21 protein-coding genes and 1 tRNA gene are annotated in these 21,590 nt (G+C 66.0%); 12 read left to right on the forward strand and 10 right to left on the reverse strand.

What is annotated here, in order from left to right; genetic code table 11:
• The first annotated feature begins 1 nt into the window (after position 1).
• The 3 genes from ACTTAG_RS12255 to ACTTAG_RS12265 are packed head-to-tail and all read left to right on the forward strand — an operon-like array spanning position 2 to position 2,542.
• Entirely contained in the window at positions 2-799 is a 798-nt protein-coding gene (locus ACTTAG_RS12255) for a TatD family hydrolase (protein WP_444462589.1), read from the forward strand.
• A complete protein-coding gene (locus tag ACTTAG_RS12260; RefSeq protein ID WP_444462590.1) occupies positions 792-1,592 on the forward strand; it encodes an MBL fold metallo-hydrolase in 801 nt (266 codons plus the stop codon). Before ACTTAG_RS12255 ends, ACTTAG_RS12260 begins: the two co-directional genes overlap by 8 nt.
• Positions 1,592-2,542 (forward strand): AEC family transporter, encoded by a 951-nt coding sequence (locus ACTTAG_RS12265; protein ID WP_444462591.1) that lies wholly within the window; start codon positions 1,592-1,594, stop codon positions 2,540-2,542. The genes ACTTAG_RS12260 and ACTTAG_RS12265 overlap by 1 nt, the downstream gene beginning before the upstream one ends.
• 192 nt (positions 2,543-2,734) lie before the next feature.
• Here the strand turns inward: ACTTAG_RS12265 and ACTTAG_RS12270 are convergent, their stop codons facing one another.
• From ACTTAG_RS12270 to ACTTAG_RS12295, 6 genes are all read right to left on the reverse strand, one after another.
• Positions 2,735-3,685, reverse strand: a complete 951-nt coding sequence (locus ACTTAG_RS12270) for an ABC transporter permease (protein ID WP_444462592.1) — start codon at positions 3,683-3,685, stop codon at positions 2,735-2,737.
• Between the two features lie 13 nt (positions 3,686-3,698).
• The gene (locus tag ACTTAG_RS12275; RefSeq protein ID WP_444462593.1) at positions 3,699-4,994 is read right to left on the reverse strand and encodes an ABC transporter permease; all 1,296 of its coding nucleotides are present in this window, start codon (positions 4,992-4,994) and stop codon (positions 3,699-3,701) included.
• Between the two features lie 102 nt (positions 4,995-5,096).
• Entirely contained in the window at positions 5,097-6,170 is a 1,074-nt protein-coding gene (locus ACTTAG_RS12280) for an ABC transporter substrate-binding protein (RefSeq protein WP_444462594.1), read from the reverse strand.
• Positions 6,171-6,283: 113 nt separating this feature from the next.
• Positions 6,284-7,387 carry an ABC transporter ATP-binding protein gene (locus tag ACTTAG_RS12285; RefSeq protein WP_444462595.1) on the reverse strand — a complete coding sequence of 368 codons (1,104 nt, stop codon included), beginning with the start codon at positions 7,385-7,387 and terminating at the stop codon, positions 6,284-6,286.
• A 395-nt stretch (positions 7,388-7,782) separates the two neighbouring features.
• Positions 7,783-7,869: transfer RNA gene (locus ACTTAG_RS12290), tRNA-Leu, on the reverse strand.
• A 153-nt stretch (positions 7,870-8,022) separates the two neighbouring features.
• Positions 8,023-9,819: a peptidoglycan-binding domain-containing protein gene (locus ACTTAG_RS12295; protein WP_444462596.1), complete on the reverse strand. Its 1,797-nt coding sequence runs from the start codon at positions 9,817-9,819 to the stop codon at positions 8,023-8,025.
• A 142-nt stretch (positions 9,820-9,961) separates the two neighbouring features.
• On the opposite strand from ACTTAG_RS12295, the gene lipB reads away from it, so the two are divergent.
• The 5 genes from lipB (at position 9,962) to ACTTAG_RS12320 (ending at position 15,304) form a co-directional block, all read left to right on the forward strand.
• Positions 9,962-10,624 carry a lipoyl(octanoyl) transferase LipB gene (gene lipB, locus ACTTAG_RS12300; protein ID WP_444462597.1) on the forward strand — a complete coding sequence of 221 codons (663 nt, stop codon included), beginning with the start codon at positions 9,962-9,964 and terminating at the stop codon, positions 10,622-10,624.
• A gap of 188 nt (positions 10,625-10,812) precedes the next feature.
• Entirely contained in the window at positions 10,813-11,226 is a 414-nt protein-coding gene (locus ACTTAG_RS12305) for a c-type cytochrome (RefSeq protein ID WP_444462598.1), read from the forward strand.
• Between the two features lie 107 nt (positions 11,227-11,333).
• On the forward strand, positions 11,334-11,717 hold the full coding sequence (locus ACTTAG_RS12310) for a VOC family protein (RefSeq protein WP_444462599.1): 384 nt from the start codon (positions 11,334-11,336) through the stop codon (positions 11,715-11,717).
• A gap of 192 nt (positions 11,718-11,909) precedes the next feature.
• Positions 11,910-13,076, forward strand: coding sequence for a glutamine-hydrolyzing carbamoyl-phosphate synthase small subunit (gene carA, locus ACTTAG_RS12315; protein WP_444462600.1), 1,167 nt, complete (start codon positions 11,910-11,912; stop codon positions 13,074-13,076).
• A 152-nt stretch (positions 13,077-13,228) separates the two neighbouring features.
• Positions 13,229-15,304, forward strand: a complete 2,076-nt coding sequence (locus ACTTAG_RS12320) for a glycosyltransferase family 2 protein (protein ID WP_444462601.1) — start codon at positions 13,229-13,231, stop codon at positions 15,302-15,304.
• A gap of 6 nt (positions 15,305-15,310) precedes the next feature.
• Here the strand turns inward: ACTTAG_RS12320 and ACTTAG_RS12325 are convergent, their stop codons facing one another.
• Positions 15,311-15,946 carry a GntR family transcriptional regulator gene (locus ACTTAG_RS12325; protein WP_444462602.1) on the reverse strand — a complete coding sequence of 212 codons (636 nt, stop codon included), beginning with the start codon at positions 15,944-15,946 and terminating at the stop codon, positions 15,311-15,313.
• Positions 15,947-16,105: 159 nt separating this feature from the next.
• Here ACTTAG_RS12325 and ACTTAG_RS12330 point away from each other — a divergent pair, with 159 nt between their 5' ends.
• From ACTTAG_RS12330 to ACTTAG_RS12345, 4 genes are all read left to right on the forward strand, one after another.
• A complete protein-coding gene (locus ACTTAG_RS12330) occupies positions 16,106-16,765 on the forward strand; it encodes a pyrimidine 5'-nucleotidase (RefSeq protein ID WP_444462603.1) in 660 nt (219 codons plus the stop codon).
• Between the two features lie 142 nt (positions 16,766-16,907).
• Positions 16,908-17,120, forward strand: a complete 213-nt coding sequence (locus ACTTAG_RS12335) for a hypothetical protein (protein WP_444462604.1) — start codon at positions 16,908-16,910, stop codon at positions 17,118-17,120.
• A gap of 144 nt (positions 17,121-17,264) precedes the next feature.
• Entirely contained in the window at positions 17,265-17,447 is a 183-nt protein-coding gene (locus ACTTAG_RS12340) for a hypothetical protein (protein WP_444462605.1), read from the forward strand.
• A 79-nt stretch (positions 17,448-17,526) separates the two neighbouring features.
• Positions 17,527-18,744, forward strand: coding sequence for a UbiH/UbiF family hydroxylase (locus ACTTAG_RS12345; protein ID WP_444462606.1), 1,218 nt, complete (start codon positions 17,527-17,529; stop codon positions 18,742-18,744).
• A gap of 177 nt (positions 18,745-18,921) precedes the next feature.
• Here ACTTAG_RS12345 and urtE read toward each other — a convergent pair whose 3' ends face one another.
• The 3 genes from urtE to urtC are packed head-to-tail and all read right to left on the reverse strand — an operon-like array spanning position 18,922 to position 21,583.
• A complete protein-coding gene (urtE, locus tag ACTTAG_RS12350) occupies positions 18,922-19,617 on the reverse strand; it encodes an urea ABC transporter ATP-binding subunit UrtE (RefSeq protein ID WP_444462607.1) in 696 nt (231 codons plus the stop codon).
• Between the two features lie 2 nt (positions 19,618-19,619).
• On the reverse strand, positions 19,620-20,360 hold the full coding sequence (gene urtD, locus ACTTAG_RS12355) for an urea ABC transporter ATP-binding protein UrtD (protein ID WP_444462608.1): 741 nt from the start codon (positions 20,358-20,360) through the stop codon (positions 19,620-19,622).
• On the reverse strand, positions 20,357-21,583 hold the full coding sequence (gene urtC / locus ACTTAG_RS12360) for an urea ABC transporter permease subunit UrtC (protein ID WP_444462609.1): 1,227 nt from the start codon (positions 21,581-21,583) through the stop codon (positions 20,357-20,359). The genes urtD and urtC overlap by 4 nt, the downstream gene beginning before the upstream one ends.
• Between the last annotated feature and the right edge of the window lie 7 nt (positions 21,584-21,590).

Below are 21,590 nucleotides of genomic sequence, written 5' to 3' on the forward strand. Positions count from 1 at the left end.
CTTGACCGCGCCGCTTCCGCTTCTTGTCGACAGCCATTGTCACCTTGATTTCCCCGATTTCGCCGAGGAACTGCCCGAGGTCGTCGCCCGCGCCCATGCCGCCGGGGTGAGCCGGATGGTGACGATCTGCACCCGCCTGCGCAGCGTGCCGCAGGTGCGCGCGATTGCGGAAAGCTACGAGGGCGTCTTCTGGGCCGCGGGCACCCATCCGATGAGCGCCGCCGAGGAACCCCTCGCCACCATCGAGGAGCTGGTCCAGCTTGCCGCGCATCCGAAGTTTGTAGGGCTAGGCGAAACCGGGCTCGACTACCACTACACCGCCGAAAGCGCTGAAATCCAAAAGGTTTCGCTGCGCCTTCATATCGAGGCGGCGCAGGAAACCGGCCTGCCGCTGATCATCCATTCCCGCGCCGCCGATGACGACATGGCCGCGATCCTGACCGAGGGGATGGCCCGCAAACCCTTTGGCTGCGTGATGCATTGCTTTTCGTCCGGGCCGGAGCTCGCGCAGGTGACGCTGGAACTGGGCTGCTATCTGTCGATGTCGGGCGTTGCCACCTTCCCCAAAAGCCAGGAAATCCGCGACATCTTCAAGGCGGCGCCCTTGGACCGGATCCTCCTGGAAACCGACGCGCCCTATCTGGCGCCCCCGCCCTTCCGCGGCCGCCGGAACGAGCCCGCCTATACCGCCCATACCGCGAAGATCGGCGCCGAGGTCTTCGGCCTGTCCCTGCCCGACTTCGCTGCCGCCACCACCGCGAATTTCGACCGTCTTTTCGCAAAGGCTCGCCATGGCTGACCGGCTGCGCTTCACCATCCTTGGCTGCGGCTCCTCGGGCGGCGTGCCGCGCATCGGCGGCCATTGGGGCGAATGCGATCCGACAAACCCGAAGAACCGCCGCACGCGCTGCTCGCTGCTGATCGAGCGGCTCGGCGCCGCGGGCATCACCCGCGTGCTCATCGACACCTCGCCCGATCTGCGCGAGCAACTGCTGCGCGCCGAAGTGGCAACGCTTGATGCCGTGGCCTTCACCCATCCCCATGCCGATCACATGCACGGGCTCGATGACATCCGGCAGATCACCTTCAACATGCATGCGCGCCTGCCGGTCTGGGCCGATGCGCCGACGACCGAGGCGCTGATCAACCGCTTCGGCTATGCCTTCGTGCAGCCCGCGGGCAGCGCCTATCCGCCGATTTGCGACCTGCGCACGATCGAGGGCCCCTTCACCGTGACCGGCGCGGGCGGATCGGTCACGCTGGTCCCGTTCCGGGTCGAGCACGGCAATATCCCGGCGCTCGGCTTTCGGATCGGCGGTCTGGCCTATCTGCCCGATGTCTCGGCCATTCCCGACGACGCCTGGGACTGCCTGCAGGATCTCGACATCTGGGTGCTGGATGCGCTGCGCCGCAAACCCCACCCCAGCCATGCGCATCTGGCGCTGTCGCTTGAGTGGATCGCACGCGCCCGCCCGCGCGAGGCGGTGCTGACGAACATGCATATCGACCTTGACCATTCGGATCTGGAGCGCGAAACCCCCGCCCATGTCCGCGCCGCCTTTGATGGGATGGTGCTGGAACTCCCCTGCTGATGTCGGCGCTGATCGACGTCATCCTGCCGGTCTTTCTGGTGATCGGCTTTGGCTATCTGGTCGCCTGGAAAGGGCTTTTCAGCGCCCCGGCGGTCGAGGGGCTGATGCGTTTCGCGCAGAATTTCGCCGTGCCGGTGCTGCTGGCCCGCTCGATCGCGACGCTGGATCTCTCCGCCAGCTACGACCCCGGGCCGATGCTGTCCTTCTACGCGGGGGCGCTTAGCTGTTTCGGCATCGGCAGCCTTGCGGCGCGGCTCTGGCTGAAGCGGACCGGCCCCGATGCGGTGGCGATCGGCTTTGCCTGCATGTTCTCGAACTCGCTGCTGCTCGGCGTGCCGATCACCGAGCGCGCCTATGGCCCCGAGGCGCTGGCGGGAAATTTCGCGATCATCTCGTTTCACTCGCCGTTTTTCTACACGGTGGGGATCGTGGCGATGGAATGGGTGCGCTCGCATGGCACCGGCGCGGGGCTCTCGCGCGTGGGGTGGAATGCGCTCGTGGGCATTTTGCGCACGCCGCTCGTCATCGGGATCCTCTGCGGTTTCGCGCTGCAGGGCCTTTCGGCGCTGACGGGCCAGCCGGTGCCCGGGCCGCTGATGGCGGCGATGGACATGATCGCCAAGGCCGCCCTGCCCGCGGCGCTCTTCGGGCTGGGCGGGGTGCTGCTGCGCTACCGACCCGAGGGCGACTTCCGTGCCATCGCCATGGTCACCGGCCTGTCGCTCGTCGTGCATCCGGGCATCGCCTATGGGCTGGCGCATGGCGTCTTTGACGTGCCCACGGCCGGGCTGCGCTCTGCGGTGCTGACGGCGGCGATGGCGCCCGGCGTGAACGCCTATCTCTTCGCGAACCTTTACGGCACGGCGCAGCGCGTGGCGGCCTCGAGCGTGCTGATTGCCACCGCGCTTTCGATCCTGTCGATCTGGATCTGGCTGGCGATCCTGCCGTAAGCCAAAAAGGGGGGCTCTGCCCCCCGTCCCTGCGGGACTCCCCCCGGGATATTTGGACCAAGGTGAAAGGGGAGGCGCAGCCCCTGCCCTTCTGGTTTCACCTTGGTCCAAATATCCTCGGGGGGTGAATTTTGCGCAGCAAAAGAGGGGGGCAGACAGCCCCCCCTTGCCGTTTGTCAAGGGGCCCGCGTCTCAGCTGGGCGTCACGCCGCGCAGCCGTTCCGAGCGGCGGCGCAGCAGCTCGACCACGGTCAGCAGCGCCACCGAGATCACCACCAGCAGCGTCGCCACCGCCAGGATCGCCGGGCTGATCTGTTCGCGGATGCCGTTCCACATCTGCCGCGGGATCGTCTGCTGGTCGTTCGCGGCGATGAAGAGCACCGCCACAACCTCGTCGAACGAGGTGGTGAAGGCGAAAAGCCCCCCCGAGACCACGCCCGGCATGATCAGCGGCATCTGCACCCGGAAAAACGCCGTCCGCGGATTGGCGCCGAGAGAGGCCGCCGCCCGCACCAGCGACTGATCGAAGCCCGACAGCGTCGCCGTCACGGTGATGATGACAAAGGGAATGCCCAGCGCCGCATGGGCCAGGATGATGCCCGCATAGGTGCCCGCCAGACGGCCGAAACCCACCCCCTCCTCGGTCAGTATCGGCATCCATTGCATCGAGTAGAAGAAGAACATGCCGGTGGCCGAAATGATGATCGGCACGATCATCGGCGAGATCAGCACCGCGGTGATCGGCTTGCGCCAGGGCATCTCCGGCCGGGTCAGGCCCAGCGCGGCGACGGTGCCCAGCCCGGCCGAAATGATCGTGGCAAAGACCCCGATGATCACCGAATTCTTCGTCACCTGCACCCAGGTGGCGTTTTCCCAGAAATCCCACCAGAAGGCGGCATCGCGCGGCGCATCGGGGTTCTGCATGCCGAAGGTGATCAGGTTGTCATACCAGCGCAGCGAATAGCCCGAAGGGTCGAGCGTCATCATCTTTTCGGTGAAGGTGAAATAGGGCTCGGCGTTGAAGCTGAGCGGGATCACGATCAGCACCGGCGCGATCAGGAACAGCAAGATCAGCGCGCAAATCCCCAGATAGCTGTAGTGCCAGAGTTTCTCGAGCGGGGTGGCATAAACGGGAAGGGCCATGTCGTTCGTCCTCTCAGCCGAGCTTCATCTTGTCGATGCCCACCAGGCGGTCGTAGATCCAGAAGAAGATCAGCACGACGGCGAGCAGTTGCGCGGCCAGCGCGGCGGCAAGCGACCAGTTCAGCGATTTCTGCATGTGGAAGGCGATCAGGTTCGAGATCATCTGACCATCCGCGCCGCCAACGAGCGCCGGGGTGATGTAATAGCCCATCGCCAGGATGAAAACCAGAAGCCCCCCCGCCCCCACGCCCGGCAGCGTCTGCGGGATATAGACCCGGCGGAAGGCCGTCCAGGAGGTGGCGCCGAGGCTGCGCGCCGCGCGCACATAGCTGGGCGGGATCGTCTTCATCACCGAATAAAGCGGCAAGATGGTGAAGGGCAGCAGGATATGGGTCATCGCAATGATCGTGCCCATCTGGTTGTAGATCATCTGGATGCGGCCCTTGTCGTCGATCACACCGAGCCAGACCATCAGATCGTTCAGCACGCCCTGTTGTTGCAAGAGCACCATCCAGGCCGTCGTGCGCACCAGAAGCGAGGTCCAGAAGGGAAGCAGCACGAAGATCATCAAAAGCATCGCCTTGCGCATCGGCAGCGTCGCCAGCAGATAGGCAATTGGGAAGCCAAGCAGCAGGCAGATGGCGGTGATTTCCAGCGATAGCGTCAGCGTGCGCAGCAGCAGTTTCTTGTAGACCGCCTGCCCCTCGGGGACGGCGGTGATCGCCCCGGTCTCGTCGCGCTTGAGATCATTCGCCGCCAGATAGAAATCCAGTGTCAGCGGCGAAGCGGCCGAGCGCATCGCCCGCCACAGGTTCGGATCGCTCCACTTGATGTCCTTGTTCTTCTTGTCAAGTTCGGCAAAGGCCTCGGCATAGGGCGGCTGCATCTTCTCGACCGAGCGCGCCGCCGAGGTGAACAGCGAGCGCGAACCGGAAATGTCGTAATTGATCCGTGTCCCGGCCTGACCGGCGGTCTTGGCCTGTTTCATCGCCACCAGATCGGCATGCAGCGCCGCCCAGGCGCTTTCGTCGATCGGGCTGCCCTTGGGATGGCTGTCGAACCAGGCCACCAGCGCCGGGGCATTTCTGGAAAAGTCGTCGTTATAGACCGATTTCAGCAGCATCTGCCCGATCGGCACGATGAAGCTGATCAGGATGAACAGAAAGAGCGGCGCAACAAGCAGGAAGGCCCGGCGGCGGCGCAGCGCCAGCGAGGCGGCCAGCGCCGCCTTGAGCGGGCGGCCATCGGCGGTGGTCAGGAGCGCGCGGGAAGCGGGCGCGGCGGAAGTGTCGGCGGTTGCGTCGGTCATTCGGTTCCCCGGTCATGGAACACTGCCCCACCGCAGCGGGCTGCGGTCGGCGGCAAGGACAGGACGGGGTTGCCCCCGTCCTGAAACACTGAGATCAGGCGATCAGCTGGCCAGCCAGGCGTTGAACTTTTCGTTCAGCTCGGTGTCGTGGTCGGCCCAGAAGGTCGGGTCGGTCCAGATCGGCGACTTCATGTTTTCCGGATTGGTCGGCATGTAGGGCGCCATTTCGGTCTTGCCGTCCTGATAAAGCCCGACCAGCGCGTTCGAGGATTTCCGCGCCGGACCATAGGAGATCCACTTCGCCTGATCGGCCAGACGCTGGGTGTCGGTCGAGAAGGCGAGGAATTTCTTCGCGTCTTCCAGATGCGGCGCGCCTTTCGGGATCACCCACAGGTCATAATCCATGTAGGAGCCGTCCCAGACGGTGCCGAAGGGCTTGCCCTCGGCGACTTCGGCGGCGAAGAAGCGGCCGTTGTAGCCGTTCGTCATCACCACTTCGCCATCGGCCAGCAGTTGCGGCGGCTGCGCCCCGGCTTCCCACCAGACGATGTCGCCCTTGATCGTGTCGAGCTTCGCCAGAGCGCGTTTCACGCCCTCGTCGGTGCCGAGCACTTCATAGATCTGGTCGGGCGCGACACCATCGGCGTAAAGCGCCAGTTCCAGCGTGCGCTTGGCGGCTTTCAGCATGCCGCGCTTGCCCGGATATTTCGCGGTGTCGAAGAAATCGGCCACGGTGGTGGGCGGGGTGTCGCCGACCTTGGTCTTGTCATAGGCGATCACGGTCGCCCAGACGATGCTGGCCACGGCGCAATCCTGAATCGCGCCCGGCACGAAATCCTCGGTCGCGGGGGTGCCATCGGGGGCGGGCGGCAGGATCGCCGGGTCGATGGTTTCCAGCAGGCCCTCGTCGCACATCTTGATCGCGTCCGACAGTTCGACGTCGGCAAGGTCGATCGAGACGTTGCCAGCCTCGGCCTGCGCCTTGAGCGGGGTGGCCGGGTTGTCGGCGTCGATCGAGTTGATCTTGACGCCGGTCATCGCGGTGAAGGGCTTGTGATAGGCCTCGACCTGGCTGACCGTATAGGACCCGCCCCAGGACACGACATTGAGTTCCTGCGCCTGCGCGGCGGCCGAAACGCCGACCAGCGCCGTGGTGACGATCAGAAGTTTCTTCATGAGGTTACTCCCTTGTTGATTGCTCTGTTGGTGGCTCCGCCTGCGGATGTCTCCCCGCTTTGCGGCTGATGCGGCGGGCTCGCCGCACCGGATCTCGTCCCGTGGGCCCGATCCTACATCGGATCGAGCGCGCGCGCATCGGCCGGATGCCAGCCGATCTTGACGTGCTGACCGGGATGCAGCTTGGTCTGCCCGATCGTGTTGCGCGATTTCATCACGAAATCCGTGCTGCCCGCAACCTTCATCCGGGTGCGGAAGATGTCGCCCATGTAGATCACTTCCAGCACTTCGGCGTCGATCATATGGGCGCCGGGCGGCATCATCTCGGGTTTGAATTCCACCCGCTCGGGGCGGATCGAGACCAGCGTCTCCTGTCCCTTGTGGCGGATGTTGACCGGCGTCGCGTCGATGATCTCGCCCGTCGCCAGCCGCACGAGGCATTTTTCGCCGTCCAGCTCCTCGACCGTGCCGGGCAGCTTGTTGTTCTCGCCGATGAAGCCCGCGACGAAGCTGTTCCTTGGCCGTTCGTAAAGTTCGTCGGGCGGGGCCAGCTGCTGGATGCGGCCATCGTTGAACACGGCCACGCGGTCCGACATCGTCAGCGCCTCGCCCTGATCATGGGTCACATAGACCACGGTCAGCCCCAGACTGTCATGCAGGTGCTTGATTTCGAACTGCATGTGTTCGCGCAGCTGCTTGTCAAGCGCGCCGAGCGGTTCGTCCATCAAGACCAGCGCCGGATCGAAGACCAGCGCGCGCGCCAGCGCCACGCGCTGCTGCTGCCCGCCCGACATCTGCGCCGGACGGCGGCTGGCGAATTTGCCCATCTGCACCATGTCGAGCGCGCGCATCACCTTGGCCTCGCGCTCGGCCTTGCCCATGCCGCGAACCTCGAGCGGGAAGGACAGGTTTTCCGCCACCGTCATATGCGGAAACAGCGCGTAATTCTGGAACACCATGCCGATGCCACGCTTGTGCGGCGGCAGTTCGTTGATGTTGGTGCCATCGAGCAGGATGCGCCCGTTGGTGGCCGTCTCGAAGCCCGCAAGCATCATCAGGCAGGTGGTCTTGCCGGACCCCGAAGGCCCGAGCATGGTCAGGAATTCGCCCTTCGCAATCGACAGGTTCAGGTCTTTGACGACGAGCGTCTCGCCGTCATAGCTTTTCTGCACATGGTCGAAGACGACGAATCCTTCGTCGGTCGTTGTCGCAGTCAATGCGGGCTCCCCGTGGTTTTTCTGGTTCGTTAGCTCCCGTGGGGCTGACTAAAACAGCGCCGCCCCCGGATTTCAACCGTGTTTTCCCATTCGGGTGAAAGCCGTTCCCGGCGCCGCCGCTTCGGTCACAAAACCGTCAGAATGCGTCAAATCGCGGGTGATGTGCGACCAGTTCGCGCAGAGCCTCCGATCAATTTGGCAGCGCCGGAAAAACTTCGCCCGGGCGTCGTGACAGGCCTTCCGGGCGGTCTGCCCCGCCGCAAGGCCCCGAACCGCCGTCGCCGCGGGCCGAATCAGCCCCGCGCCTGCGCGCTGATTCTGCGCCGCGCCCAGCGCCCGGCCCGGAAAAGACGAAGCCCGGGGCTTGCGCTCCGGGCTTGCGGCCATCCGGCCAGTGGTGCGGTTGAAAAGACTCGAACTTTCACGGGAGTTACCCCACAGCGACCTCAACGCTGCGCGTCTACCAATTCCGCCACAACCGCATGTTCTGGCTTGGTGAGGGGCGATTTAGCCGAGCCCGCGGCGAATGAAAAGCCCCAATTTGCGGGTTTTGAAAAATCTCTGCCCGGGGATTGCGAAAGCGGAACAAGAAAGGGGCGCCGAAGCGCCCCCGCGTGTTTTCGTTCCCCCGGCGCTCAGGGCGCGGCGGTGGCGCCGCCCTTGGCGGGCAGCATCGCCGCCCCGGTCGAAACCAGCGAGGCCGCCGCCCCGGCAAAGCCCGCCAGACCGCCGACCGAGGCCGATTTCGTCGAAACCGTTGCCGTCCCGGAGGCGGCAGGCGCAGGCGCGCCAACCGGAACGGGCAGCATCGGCAGCGCCTCGGCCCGGCCGTTCAGCGCCATCGCGGCCTTCTTGATCAGCGCGCCGCGGTCGCCCTGCTCGGGCAGGAAGACCGGCGTCTGACCGACCGACAGCGCATTCACGCCCACATCATACCACTCCAGCGCCCGATCGGGACGGGCCTCGATCCCGACCCCCGAGACCAGATGATGGCCGATCATCTCGGCATAGACCATGTTGCCGGTGCCGGTCAGCACCAGCGCCGAGGCCAGCGCCATCTCGGCATCGTCGGTCTGATAGCCGACGCCCAGACAGACCTTGGAGGTCGCGGCCAGCTGCGCCTCGGGCATGCCCGCGGTCTTCAGCCAGCCCTGCACCCCGGCCACCATGTCATCGCGCGGCGTGGCGGCGATCTTGTCGACCTGATCCTTCAGCGCGGCGGCAAAGCCCTTGCATTGCGCGGCGATCTGTTCGGGGGTGAAACCCGGGATCTGCGCCGCCAGCGCCGCGCCATCGGCCTTGGCCGCGGCCGAAACGGCACAGAACTGCTCGCCCAAAGCCTGGGCCGGATCGCTCATCGCGGCCACGGTCTGCGGCGCGCCATTCGCCCCGGCTTTCGCCGAAACGGCATTGCAATAGCTGGCCAGCGTCAGCTTCGGCGGCGTCATCGCGGCGGCGAAATTCGGCATCGCCAGGGTGGGCGCGGGCGCGGCGGGCTGGGCCACCGGCACCGGCGCGGGCAAGGACGGCAGCACGGGCGCAGGCGCGACCGGCATGGGCTGCGCGGCCATCGTCGACGGCGCACCGCCCGGCTTCACCTCGCAGGCGCCATGCGTGCAGGAGAACATCGCGGGCGTCGCCCCGGCCACCTGGAAATCGTTGCGCTGATAGCCCTGCGGCGTCGAGGCAAAGATCTGCACCGTGCAGGCCGGACCGTTGCACCAGAACCCCGAGCCCGACACCGAGGTATCCAGCATGTAATCGGTGCGCCCGTCATTGTTCAGATCGGTCATCGTCACGAAACCCGCGCGCTGCAGCAGCAACATCGGATCGACATTGGCGTTGCGGGCGATTTCATAAACGGCCGAAGAAACCTCGGGCGGCAACCCGCCGATCGAGCCGCCCGGCATGGCCGCAGGCGCGGCCCCCGCGGTGGCGGTGCCCAGCGTCTGATCGCGCTGCGCCAGCAGCACGCCGCGGATGCCCTGCGGGCTGGTGGCGATGATCTGCTGCACCTGCGGCCCGCCGATCATCGCGCGGTTATAGCCTGTCACCAGGATCTGCCGCTCCATCTCGGCCAGCTGGCCGGTGGCGGGAAAGCCCAGAAGCGCCTGATATTGCGAGATCGCGGCGCGCGACTTCGGCCCGATCGAGCCGTCGGGCGTGCCCACCGGATAGCCGAAATAGTTCAGCGCCGTCTGCACTTCGCGGTTCTGCTCGCGCTGCGCGCTGGAAACGGCGGGTTTTTGCGGGGTGGCGCGGTGCACGGGCGCGGCGCGGCGGTGGTTCTGGTCATTGGCGATGGCCGCCCCCAGAATGCCGCCGACAATCAGACCGCCAAGGACATCCCCGCTGTTGGCGAGGGCCGGCGCCCCGGTATTGACCCCGACCCCGAGCGCCACAAGCCCGGCAATGAGACGACGACCTTTCATGACTTCCTCCAATGCGGGGCGGAAACCCGTCCCAAAGCGGCCCACTCCCTCGGGCCGGATCAAACCTGAGCAAGTCTTCGCCCGAATCATCCTTGAGGCAAGAATTTTATTGCTTTAACTCGACAGGACAGGAGACACGCCCATGCCCGAATGGATCACCTCGGACGGCCTTGTGCCCTATGATCAGGCGCTTGCCTTCATGGAGACGCGGGTGGCGGCGATCGCCGCGGGCACCGCCCCCGAGGCGATCTGGCTGCTGGAACATCCCGCCCTTTACACCGCGGGCACCTCGGCCCGGCCCGAGGATCTGACCGATCCCGACCGCTTTCCGGTCCATGTCGCGGGCCGGGGTGGGCAATATACCTATCACGGCCCCGGGCAGCGCGTCGTTTATGTCATGCTGGATCTGAACAAGCGCGGCCGCGACGTGCGCTGCTTCGTGCAGGCGCTGGAACATTGGGTGATCGGCGCGCTGGCCGAGTTCAACGTCAAGGGCGAGATCCGCCCGGGCCGCGTCGGCGTCTGGGTCGCGCGCCCCGACAAGCCCGCCCTGGCCGATGGCACGCTGCGCGAGGACAAGATCGCCGCCATCGGGGTGAAGCTGCGCCGCTGGATCAGCTTTCACGGGCTTGCGATCAATGTCGATCCCGATCTGGGCCATTTCTCCGGCATCGTGCCCTGCGGCATCCGCGATCACGGCGTGACCTCGCTGGTCGATCTGGGCCTGCCGGTGACGATGGCCGATCTGGATCTGGCGCTGCGGGCGCGGTTTGCCACCGATTTCGCGCCCCGCTGCGGCGGCTGAGGCCCCGGGCGCAGCCCTGTTTCATCTGGCATTCACTTTGCGGCCGGATTCTTGCCCTCAAGGTCATGGAATTGAAACAAAGGGATATGCGCGACCTTTTGCCTTGTGGTAAAGCGTGGAACGGGTAAGGAATCTGCCCCTTGGCCCCGGCCAGAGACCGGGCAAGCAAACAGACCAAGGAACCAGCGATGAAGATCAGCCTCACTGCCGCCACGCTCGCCGCGCTCGTGCTCGCCGCCCCCGCTTTCGCGGGCGACGCCGCCAAGGGTGAAAAAGAATTCAACAAGTGCAAGACCTGCCATTCGATCACTGCCCCCGACGGGACCGAGATCGTCAAGGGCGCCAAGGTCGGCCCGAACCTCTATGGCGTCGTCGGCCGCGTCGCCGCCTCCTATCCGGACTTCAAATACAAGGACGGGATCATCGAACTCGGCGCCACCGGCTTCACTTGGACCGAGGAAGAGATCGCGGAATATGTGAAAGATCCGACGAAATTCCTCAAGGAAAAGACCGGCGACAACAAGGCCAAGTCGCAAATGGCGTTCAAACTCGCCAAGGGCGGCGAAGACGTCGCGGCCTATCTGGCTTCGGTCGCGCAATAATCCGCGCCTCCGCGCATCCGGGCCCGGTCGGCATCCCCGACCGGGCCTTTTCATTTGGCCAAAGCGGCAAGGCGGCGTAGCCTGCGCGCATCAACCGGAGGGTCCCGATGCAGCTGCGCTATGTCATCCTTTATGTCCCCGATGTCCCCGCCACGATGGACTTCTACGCCAGGGCCTTCGGGCTTGAGCGCGGCTTCCTGCACGAAAGCGGCACCTTTGGCGAAATGGTCACCGGCGAAACGAAGCTCTGCTTCACCGCGATTTCGCTGATGGCCGAGATCGGCAAAAAGGTCGCCACGACGCCCCCCGCCCTGCCCTCTTTCGAGCTGGCCTTCGAAACCGACGACGTCGCCGCCGCCCTTGCCCGGGCGCTCGCCGCGGGCGCGACGCGCGTGCAAGACGTCGAACGCATGGACTGGGGCCAGACCACCGCTTACGTCCGCAGCCCCGAGGGCACGCTGGTCGAGCTTTGCACCCCGGTCACGGCTTAGGTCCGGCCGCCCTTTCACCTTGGTGCAAATATCCCGGGGGGAGTCCGAAGGACGGGGGGCAGCGCCCCCCTGCCCGGCCAAACCATTCTCAACCAATTGATTTTCAAAGACATCTTATTCCCGCCCGCGGGCCTTGACCAAACCTGCCCCTCCCCGTAGGTTCGGCCGAATTTTGCCCCGGAGAGTCGCGCCATGCCCATGAGCCCCCAGTCGTCGGAAAAACCCACCGCGCTCATCGCCACCGCAGACGGACAGCTCTTCTACGGCCGCGGCTTCGGCGCCACCGGCGAGACGGTCGCCGAACTGGTCTTCAACACCGCGATGACCGGCTATCAGGAAATCATGACCGACCCCTCCTACGCCGGTCAGGTCGTCACCTTCACCTTCCCCCATGTCGGCAATGTCGGCGTCACCCCCGAGGATGACGAAACCGCCGAACCCGTCGCCGCGGGTCTGGTGGTGAAATGGGACCCGACCGAGCCCTCGAACTGGCGGTCTGTGGAAAATCTGGTCGGCTGGCTGCAAAAGCGCGGCCGGATCGGCGTCGGCGGCATCGACACGCGGCGCCTGACCCGGGCGATCCGGCAACAGGGCGCCCCCCATGTGGCGATCGCCCACAACCCCGAAGGCGTCTTCGACATCGAAGCGCTGGTGAAAAAGGCCCGCGACTGGAAGGGCCTTGTCGGCCTTGATCTGGCGAAAGACGTCACCTGCGCGCAAAGCTACACCTGGGACGAACAGCGCTGGGCCTGGCCCGAGGGCTACACCCGCCGCGAGGGCCCCGGCTTCAAGGTCGTCGCCATTGATTATGGCGCGAAACGCAACATCCTGCGCTGCCTCGCCTCGGCCGGTTGTGACGTGACGGTTCTGCCCGCCACCGCCACCGCCGAGGAGGTGCTGGCGCTGAACCCCGAGGGTGTGTTCCTCTCGAACGGCCCGGGCGATCCGGCCGCCACCGGCGCCTATGCCGTGCCGATGATTCAGGGCGTGCTGGCGACCGATCTGCCACTCTTCGGGATCTGCCTTGGCCATCAGATGCTGGCGCTGGCCCTTGGCGCGAAGACGATCAAGATGAACCACGGCCATCACGGCGCGAACCATCCGGTCAAGGACATCACCACCGGCAAGGTCGAGATCACCTCGATGAACCACGGCTTCGCCGTCGATGCCCAGACCCTGCCCGCGGGCGTCAAGGAAACCCACGTCAGCCTGTTCGACGGCTCGAACTGCGGCATCGCGGTCGAGAATCGCCCCGTCTTCTCGGTGCAATATCACCCCGAAGCCAGCCCGGGGCCGCAAGACAGCCTCTATCTGTTCGAGCGTTTCGCCGCTGCCATGGCCGCCCGCCGCGCCGCCTGAGCCAGGTTATCCACAGACGTTCGTGCTGTGTTCCGGCCGCCTTCGGGCGGCCGAAAAAATGACTCGTGGAATCCGCTTCAGCGCGGGCTGTGCTTAACCTCACATTAACCACAAAGGCGAAACTGTGGCCCCGCAATCTGCTTGGGGGCGAAATGCGACAGTCCACACAACTCAGGGTAAGGCCGGACGCCGTCACCGCGGCGCTGGATGCACCCGCTGCCGACCGTCCCGGCCCGCGGACCGACACCAGCCCCGGGCCCGCGACACCGCCGCCGCAGACCCGGCCGCAAAGCCCGCCGCAGCGGCTGCAGCTTGGGCAGATCCTGCTGGAAATGGGGGCGGTGCAGCCGGGCGACCTGCTCAAGGCGCTGGCGCTGCGCAACCGGCAGGATGTGCGTCTGGGCGATATCCTGCTGACCCATGGCTGGGTGCGCGAAACCGATCTGATGGCGGCCTTGTCGAAACAGTCCAATGCGGCGGTGATCGACCTGCTGGCCGAGCCGCCCGACCCGCGCCTGATCGACAGGCTCGGGCCCGAACTGTGCCTGAAGGAAGCGATGGTGCCCTGGCGGCGGATTGGCGGCATCACCCTGATCGCCACCGCCCGGCCCGAGCATTTCACCCGTCTTGCCACCGAATTGCAGCCCGAATACGGCCCCTACCGGATGGCGCTGGCGCCCGAACGCGACGTGCATGCGGCGCTTCTGGCACGGCGGCAGACCGCGCTGATCCGCCGGGCCGAAATCAAGGTCGACCCCGACCGCTCCTGCCGCACCCGCAACGAGAAACTGGCGGCCTGGCTGGTCTTTGCGATCACCGCCGTCTCGGTCGCGGGGTTGATCCTCGCCCCGGTGGTGGTCTTTGCGGTGCTGTTCCTCTGGGCGATGGTCACGCTTTACGCGACGATGGGGCTGAAGCTTGTCGCCTGGATCGCCGAAATGCTGGCGCAGCGCCGCGCGCGGGCCGGTGCCGCGCTGCGGGCGCTGCGCCCCGCGCCGATGCAGCGGCTGCCGATCATCTCGATCATGGTCCCGCTTTACAAGGAACGCGACATCGCCAGCCGGCTCGTCGCGCGGCTGTCGCGGCTGAACTGGCCGCGCGAATTGCTTGATATCCTGCTCGTCGTCGAACAGACCGACCTGACCACGCGCGAGGCGCTTTCGGGCGCCGATCTGCCGCGCTGGATGCGCGTCGTCACCGTGCCCGCGGGGCCGATCCAGACCAAGCCGCGGGCGCTGAACTATGCGCTGAACTTCTGCCGCGGCTCGGTGATCGGGGTCTATGACGCCGAGGACATGCCCGAGCCCGAACAGCTGCATATCGTCGCCCGCCGCTTTGCCGAAAGCCCGCCCGAAGTCGCCTGCCTGCAGGGCATCCTTGACTACTACAACCCGCGCACGAACTGGCTGGCCCGTTGTTTCACCATCGAATATGCGGCCTGGTTCCGCGCCATGCTGCCCGGCCTTGCCCGGCTTGGCCTTGTCGTTCCCCTTGGCGGCACGACGCTGTTCTTCCGCCGCGGCCCGCTGGAGGAACTGGGCGGCTGGGATGCCCATAATGTCACCGAAGATGCCGATCTGGGCATTCGTCTGGCGCGGGCGGGCTACCGGACCGAGCTGATCCCGGCCGTGACGCACGAGGAAGCCAATTGCCGCGCCGTGCCCTGGGTCAAGCAGCGCTCGCGCTGGCTCAAGGGCTATGCGATGACCTGGGCCGTGCATATGCGCAACCCGGCCCGGCTCTGGCGCGATCTTGGCCCGAAACGCTTCTTCGGCGTGCAGATCCTGATCCTCGGCGCGCTCTCGCAATATCTGCTGGCGCCGCTTCTGTGGACCTGCTGGCTGATCCTGTTCGGGATCTGGCATCCGATTTCGGCGATCATGTCGGAAGGGCTGGAAAACCTGCTTCTGTTCACCTTCGTGCTGACCGAGATCGTCAACATCACCGTCGGCGCCTGGGCGGTGCGGGGCAAGGACCACCGCCATCTGATCCCCTGGGTGCCGACGCTGAACCTGTATTTCCCCTTGGGCGCGCTGGCGGGCTGGAAGGCGATCTACGAGGTGATCACCAAGCCTTTTTACTGGGACAAGACCGTGCATGGCGTCTTTGACGGGCTCAACCACATCTCCGCCCCGGCGCTGCGCTCGGATCTGGTGCCCGCCATCGTCGCCGCCACGCCCGGCCCCGCCACGCCGATCCGCACGCCGCTGGCGCCGCTGATCGACTGAGCCGGCTCAGGGCTGCTCGGTCCGCGCCTCGGCATCCAGCTTCAGCCGGGTCTCGAAAGCCTGCGAAATGTGATGGCGCAACGCCCCCGCCGCCGCCTCGGCATCGCCCGCGCCAATCGCATCGACAATCGCCTGATGCTCGTCGAGCGCCTTGGCCCCCGGCCCCTCGGCGGCCAGCGAGGTCGTCGCCAGAAGCGCCATCGAGCGATGCACAAGGTCAAGCTGCTGCACCAGATAGCGGTTGTGCGAGGCCAGATGCAGCTGCCGGTGAAAGCGCTTGTTCGCCCGCGCCAGCGCAATCGGGTCATCCTGCTGCGCCCGGTCCAGGTCGATCATCTCCTGCAGCACCCGGATTTCCTCGGGCGCGGCATGTTTCGCCGCCAGCCGCGCCGCCAGCGCCTCCAGTTCCGCCCGCACCACATAAAGCTCGGCCAGCTGGTTGTGATCGAGCGAGGCGACGATCAGCGAACGCCCGTCGCGCGCCAGCATCGCCTGCGTCTCCAGCCGCTGCATCGCCTCGCGCACCGGCGTGCGCGACACGCCGAAACGCTCTGCCAGCTCCGATTCGACCAGCCGGTCCCCCGGTCGGTAAAGACCGGCATCGATCGCCTCGAGAATGAGCGTGTAGGCGTCCTTCTGCATCGAATTCCCGACCTTTCCAATTCCGCGCTCCCATTGTATGCCGCAGTATGCGGACTCGGAGCGGGGGGCAGATTAGGCGCAGCCTTGCGCCGTGACAAGCCGCCACAGTTGCAAATCCGACGCATTGCCCTACTTGCCCGACGCTTCCTGTGTGAGATCATGCCCGCATCCGCCTTTTCCCACGTCTGTCACTGGGTCTTCGACCTCGATCACACGCTTTATCCGCCCTCGGCGCGGCTCTTCGATCAGATCGAAGTGCGGATGACCGCCTATGTCATGCGCGCGCTTGGTGTCGGGCAACAGGAGGCGGACCGGCTGCGCGATCAGTATTGGCGCAGCCATGGCACCACGCTCGCCGGGCTGATGCAGCTGCATGGCGTCGATCCGACGCCCTATCTGGAAGATGTGCATGACATCGACTTTTCGGTGCTGACGCCCGATCCCGATCTGCGCGCGGCGATTGCCGCCCTGCCCGGCCAGAAGATCGTCTTCACCAACGGCTCTGCCCCCTATGCCGAAAAAGTGCTTGCCGCACGGGGACTTGACGGGCTTTTCGACGGTATCTTCGGGGTCGAGGACGCGCAGTATCACCCGAAACCGGCCGCCCGCGCCTTTGCCACGGTCTTCGGCCGCGCCGGGGTCGATCCGGCCCGCGCCGCGATGTTCGAGGATGATCCGCGCAATCTGGCCGTGCCGCATCAGCTTGGCATGCGCACCGTGCATGTGGCCCCCAAGCCCGAGCCCGCCCCCCATATCCAGCACCACACCGACGACCTGACGCGCTTCCTGCGCCGGTTGCACGCGCCCCGGCACCGCTGAGGCCGCGACTGTCTCGCCCCCGGGACAGGTCCGGTTAAAAGAATTCTAACCCTCTCCGCCGCGGCAACTTGACGCGACTCCCGGCCTTGTATACAAACGTATGCGAAGCGGCCGTCAGCGGATGGCCTTGGGAGACAGCCTCATGACCATGACCTCTGCACTGCATTCGGCGGCCGATCACGCGCATCCCGCCAAAAAGGACTACACCCTCGCCATGTATCTGATCGCGGTTGTGGTGATCGGGATCATCGCCTTTGCCGTGGCCACCATGGGCCTTGGCGGATTGATCCTGTTCGGCGTCGGCGCCACCTGGTTCATGCTGGCGCTGCTTGTCGTGATGACCGCGGGTGGCTGAGCCCCTCCAACTCGCACCGCACCAAGGCCCGGGTCGCAGCCCGGGCCTTTTGTCTCAGTGACCATTTGCTGGCTCGTTTCTTGCTTGCAGTCGAGGGAATTTCCCGGCGTCCGACTCACCCCTTCCCCCGGGAAAGGAACGCCCATGAGCACCACGCAACCTTCGAATGACACTGGCACCGCCCTCACCCTCTATCTGATCGCCATCGCGATCTTTGCGGTGATCGTCGCCTCTTACCTGATCGGCGGCCTTGGCGGGCTGATCACCTGCTTCGTCGGCCTGACCGCCGTGGTCATGGTGACGATGGCGATCTCGGCCCGCGGCTGAATGCGGCCGATTTGGCCCGCAGACGGTTGAAACCGGTCGCGGTTGCGCCATCTTGAGCCCAAAGCTCAGGGAGAGTGCCATGACCGAGACCGCCGCCCCGCCGCGCCTTTCGACCGATATCCTGATTTCGGGCGGCGGCGTCGCCGGATTGACCGCCGCCGCCGCTTTCGGCACCGCCGGCTTCACCACGCTTTGCGTCGATCCCGAACCGCCGGTGACCGCGGAAACCGATGCCGGGGCCGACATGCGCACGACGGCCTTCCTGCATCCCTCCCGCGCGGTGCTGGAGCGCGCCGGGCTTTGGGCGCGGCTGGCGCCGCATGCGGCGCCGCTGCAGGTGATGCGGATCATCGACGCGGGCGGCGCCCGGCCCGAGGCGCGGATCGTGCGCGATTTCGACGCCGCCGACATCTCGGACGAGCCCTTTGGCTGGAACTTCCCGAACTGGCTGTTGCGCCGGGAAATGGTGGCGCGTCTGGCCGAAATCCCGCAGGTCGAGTTCCGCCCCGGCGTGGCGACGGTGGGTCTTGTGACCCGCGAAAGCGGCGCCGAGGTGCGGCTCTCGGATGGGACGCTGGTCACGGCGAAGCTGGTGATCGGCGCCGACGGGCGCCATTCCTTTGTCCGCGAAGCGGCGGGGATCGGCACGAAAACAACGCATTACGGCCAAAAGGCGCTGGTTTGCGCGGTCACCCACCCCAGCCCGCATGGCAATGTCTCGACCGAGGTGCACCGCACCGGCGGCCCCTTCACGCTGGTGCCCCTGCCCGACCGCGACGGCAAACCCTCTTCCGCGATCGTCTGGATGGAACGCGGCCCGGAGGCCGAGCGTCTGGCCGCCCTGCCGGTGGCCGAATTCGAACGCGAGATGACGGAACGCTCGACCGGGGTACTGGGCCCGCTGACTCTGGTCACCCGCCGCGCGCTCTGGCCGATGATCACGCAGATCGCCTGCAGCTTCTCGGCCGAGCGCGTGGCGCTGATCGCCGAGGCCGCGCATGTGATCCCGCCCATTGGCGCGCAGGGGCTGAACATGAGCCTGGCCGATCTGCGCTGCCTGCTCGATCTGGCCGAGAAAGACCCGGCCCATCTGGGCGGCCCGGCGATGCTGAGCGCCTACACCCGCCGCCGCTGGCCCGAGGTGAAGGCGCGCGAGGTGGGGATCGACTTCCTCAACCGCGCCTCGATGGTGGAACCGCGTCCCCTGCGCGATCTGCGCGCGGCGGCTTTGGGCGCGCTTTATGCGTTCAAGCCGGTGCGCAAGACCCTGATGCGGGCCGGATTGGGGATGCGCTGAGGGGCTTGCGGCCCTGCGGCCCGCCCCGAAAAGGGGGGCGCTGCCCCCCTCTTGGCCTCTCGGCCAATTCACCCCCCGGGATATTTGAGCCAAGGTGAAACAAGGCCCGGATGCGCTTTCACCTTGGTGCAAATATCCCGGGGGTGAGGCGAAGCCGAGGGGGCAGCGCCCCCTTGCCTAAACGCTGACGACGGCGCGCAGGGTTTCGCGGGAGAGGCTGTCCTTCGTGCCCTCCATCGCCACGGCGCCGCGTTTGAGAACGTAAAACCGGTCCCCCAGATCATGCGCGAAGTCGAAATACTGTTCGACCAGCACGATCGCCATCCCCTTGGTCTCGCGCAGATATCGGATCACCCGGCCGATCTGGGCGATGATGTTGGGTTGAATCCCCTCGGTCGGTTCATCGAGCAGCAGCAGTTTCGGCTTCATCAGCATCGCCCGCGCGATCGCCAGTTGCTGCTGCTGGCCGCCCGAAAGGTCACCGCCGCGGCGATTGAGGAACTCTTTCAGGATCGGAAACAGATCATAGATCTCGTCGGGGATGACCCGTTCCGCTCGCGGCAGCACGGCAAAGGCGGTTTCCATGTTTTCCCGCACCGTCAGCAGCGGAAAGATCATCCGCCCCTGCGGCACATAGGCAAGGCCGCGCCGCGCCATCGCCTGCGGCGGCACGCGGCCGACCGCCTGCCCGTCGAGCGTCAGCGTCCCGCCCGAACGCGGATGCGTGCCCGCAATCGCCTTCAGAAGCGAGGTCTTGCCGACCCCGTTCGTGCCCATGATGCAGGTCACCTCGCCCGCCCGTGCCGCGATATCGACGCCATGCAGGATCTGCGAACCGCCATAATGCAGCGTAAGTCCTTCGGTTTTCAGCATCTTCAGCGCCCCAGATAAACGTCGATGACCTGCTGGTTCGCCGTCACATGATCGAGCGAGCCTTCGGCCAGAACCGCGCCTTCATGCAGCACGGTGACCTTGCAATTCAGCCGACGCACGAAATCCATGTCATGCTCGACCACCACGACGGCATGGGTCTTGGCCAGTTCCACCAGCAGCGCGGTGGTCTGCTCGCGTTCCGCCAAGGTCATCCCCGCCGCCGGTTCATCAACCAGCAAAAGCCGCGGTTCCTGCGCCAGAAGCATGCCGATTTCCAGCCATTGTTTCTGCCCGTGCGACAATTCCCCGGATTTGCGCGCCAGCGCGTCCCCAAGCCCCACCTGTTCGGCCAGCGCCGCGACCCGCGCATGATCGGCGGCTTTCGGCGTCCAGACCAGCACGCGCCAGGGGCTGCGCTGCGCCTTCAGCGCCATCATCAGGTTTTCCGCCACGGTCTGATCCTCGAACACCGTCGGGCGCTGGAACTTGCGGCCCACGCCCTGCCGGGCGATCTGCGCCTCGTCGAGCTTCAGAAGGTCGATCGAGCGTTCACCCCAGAGCACCCGGCCCTCGTCGGGGCGGGTCTTGCCGGTGACGATGTCCATGAAGGTGGTTTTGCCCGCGCCATTCGGGCCGATCACCGCGCGCAATTCGGCCGGCCCGATGGAGAAACTGAGGTTATTGATCGCCCGGAAGCCGTCGAAGGTGACGGAAATGCCGGAGACTTCAAGCAGTTCGGTCATTGCCGGGCCTCCTGTTCCATCAGCGCGCCATCATTCGGGCCCATGGGCGCGCCGCCGCGGCGGGGCGGGCGCAGACCGGAGAGAAGATCGACGAGGCCCGAGAGCCCCTTGGGCGCGAAAAGCGTGACAAGGACGAAGGAGAGGCCCAGCAGCACCTGCCACCAATCGACCCATTTCACCGTGTAAAAGCCGAGGTTCAGATCGGGCGCGCGGCCCCCGGTGAACCAGGTCGACACGAGCGAGACGAAGGCCGCGCCGATCACCGCGCCCCAAAGCCGCCCCCTGCCCCCGATCGCCACCCAGACCGCAAGGTAGATCGAGGCGATCGGCGCCACCTCGGCCGGGTTGATGATCCCGGCTTGCGGGTAGTAAAGCGCCCCGGCCACGGCGGCGATCAGCGCGGTCAGGGTGAAGACGAAGAGCTTGTAGCCCTCGACCGGATAGCCCAGAAACCGCACCCGCGCCTCGTCGTCGCGGATCGCGCGCATCACCGAGCCGAATTTGCCCGAAACGGTGAAGGCGCAGGCGAGATAGCCAAGGCCAAGCGCGAGCGCGGAGGCCCAGAGGAACCAGACCGAGAGCCGATCCTGTCCGGCCCAGTCGAGCCCAGGGATATTCTGCAGCCCCGACAGGCCGTTGTTGCCGCGCAGGCCGCTGTCGTTCTGGAACAGATACAGCGCCAAGGCGAGGGTCATCGCCTGGGTCAGGATCGAGAGGTAAACTCCGGTCACGCGCGAGCGGAAGGCGAGCCAGCCAAAGCCCAGCGCCAGAAGCCCGGGGACGAGCACCACCAACGCCAGCTGCGCCGGAAGCGATCCCGCGAAGGCCCAGATCGCGGGGAGTTCCGAGGCGCCGACGACGCCGAAGATCTGCGCCGCGATGGCGTCGTTCATCTCTTGCGGGGTCATCGGCAGGCTGCTGCCCGAGGCCAGCACGATCTCGCGGCTGCGCGCCGCCATCAGCCACATGCCGATCATGTAGCCGCCAAGGCCAAAAAAGGCGAAATGGCCAAGCGACAGGATCCCCATGTAGCCCCAGACCAGATCCATGGCGAGGGCGATCAGGCACAGGCAGAGCGTCTTGCCGAGCGTCTTCACCATCGAGGTCGAGACGAGGTCGAGCCCGTAGGCATTCGACAGCACGGTCACGGTGAGGGTGAACAGCGCCAGAAGGCTGAGGAAAATCAGAACCGAGGGATTTTTGGACAGGAACCCTTGTTTCATTGGGGTC

Origin of the sequence: Rhodobacter capsulatus, from assembly GCF_052363185.1 — a bacterium.
GTDB lineage: Bacteria > Pseudomonadota > Alphaproteobacteria > Rhodobacterales > Rhodobacteraceae > Rhodobacter > Rhodobacter capsulatus_E.

Excerpts from the sequence above, each read along its gene's own strand:
- ACTTAG_RS12260 (WP_444462590.1), top strand. The coding sequence starts at position 792 with ATGGCTGACCGGCTGCGCTTCACCATCCTTGGCTGCGGCTCCTCGGGC.
- ACTTAG_RS12295 (WP_444462596.1), bottom strand. The coding sequence starts at position 9,819 with ATGAAAGGTCGTCGTCTCATTGCCGGGCTTGTGGCGCTCGGGGTCGGG.
- ACTTAG_RS12305 (WP_444462598.1), top strand. The coding sequence starts at position 10,813 with ATGAAGATCAGCCTCACTGCCGCCACGCTCGCCGCGCTCGTGCTCGCC.
- ACTTAG_RS12345 (WP_444462606.1), top strand. The coding sequence starts at position 17,527 with ATGACCGAGACCGCCGCCCCGCCGCGCCTTTCGACCGATATCCTGATT.
- ACTTAG_RS12330 (WP_444462603.1), top strand. The coding sequence starts at position 16,106 with ATGCCCGCATCCGCCTTTTCCCACGTCTGTCACTGGGTCTTCGACCTC.
- ACTTAG_RS12270 (WP_444462592.1), bottom strand. The coding sequence starts at position 3,685 with ATGGCCCTTCCCGTTTATGCCACCCCGCTCGAGAAACTCTGGCACTAC.
- urtC (WP_444462609.1), bottom strand. The coding sequence starts at position 21,583 with ATGAAACAAGGGTTCCTGTCCAAAAATCCCTCGGTTCTGATTTTCCTC.
- ACTTAG_RS12265 (WP_444462591.1), top strand. The coding sequence starts at position 1,592 with ATGTCGGCGCTGATCGACGTCATCCTGCCGGTCTTTCTGGTGATCGGC.
- ACTTAG_RS12325 (WP_444462602.1), bottom strand. The coding sequence starts at position 15,946 with ATGCAGAAGGACGCCTACACGCTCATTCTCGAGGCGATCGATGCCGGT.
- lipB (WP_444462597.1), top strand. The coding sequence starts at position 9,962 with ATGCCCGAATGGATCACCTCGGACGGCCTTGTGCCCTATGATCAGGCG.
- ACTTAG_RS12335 (WP_444462604.1), top strand. The coding sequence starts at position 16,908 with ATGACCATGACCTCTGCACTGCATTCGGCGGCCGATCACGCGCATCCC.
- carA (WP_444462600.1), top strand. The coding sequence starts at position 11,910 with ATGCCCATGAGCCCCCAGTCGTCGGAAAAACCCACCGCGCTCATCGCC.
- urtD (WP_444462608.1), bottom strand. The coding sequence starts at position 20,360 with ATGACCGAACTGCTTGAAGTCTCCGGCATTTCCGTCACCTTCGACGGC.
- ACTTAG_RS12280 (WP_444462594.1), bottom strand. The coding sequence starts at position 6,170 with ATGAAGAAACTTCTGATCGTCACCACGGCGCTGGTCGGCGTTTCGGCC.
- urtE (WP_444462607.1), bottom strand. The coding sequence starts at position 19,617 with ATGCTGAAAACCGAAGGACTTACGCTGCATTATGGCGGTTCGCAGATC.
- ACTTAG_RS12340 (WP_444462605.1), top strand. The coding sequence starts at position 17,265 with ATGAGCACCACGCAACCTTCGAATGACACTGGCACCGCCCTCACCCTC.
- ACTTAG_RS12320 (WP_444462601.1), top strand. The coding sequence starts at position 13,229 with ATGCGACAGTCCACACAACTCAGGGTAAGGCCGGACGCCGTCACCGCG.
- ACTTAG_RS12310 (WP_444462599.1), top strand. The coding sequence starts at position 11,334 with ATGCAGCTGCGCTATGTCATCCTTTATGTCCCCGATGTCCCCGCCACG.
- ACTTAG_RS12275 (WP_444462593.1), bottom strand. The coding sequence starts at position 4,994 with ATGACCGACGCAACCGCCGACACTTCCGCCGCGCCCGCTTCCCGCGCG.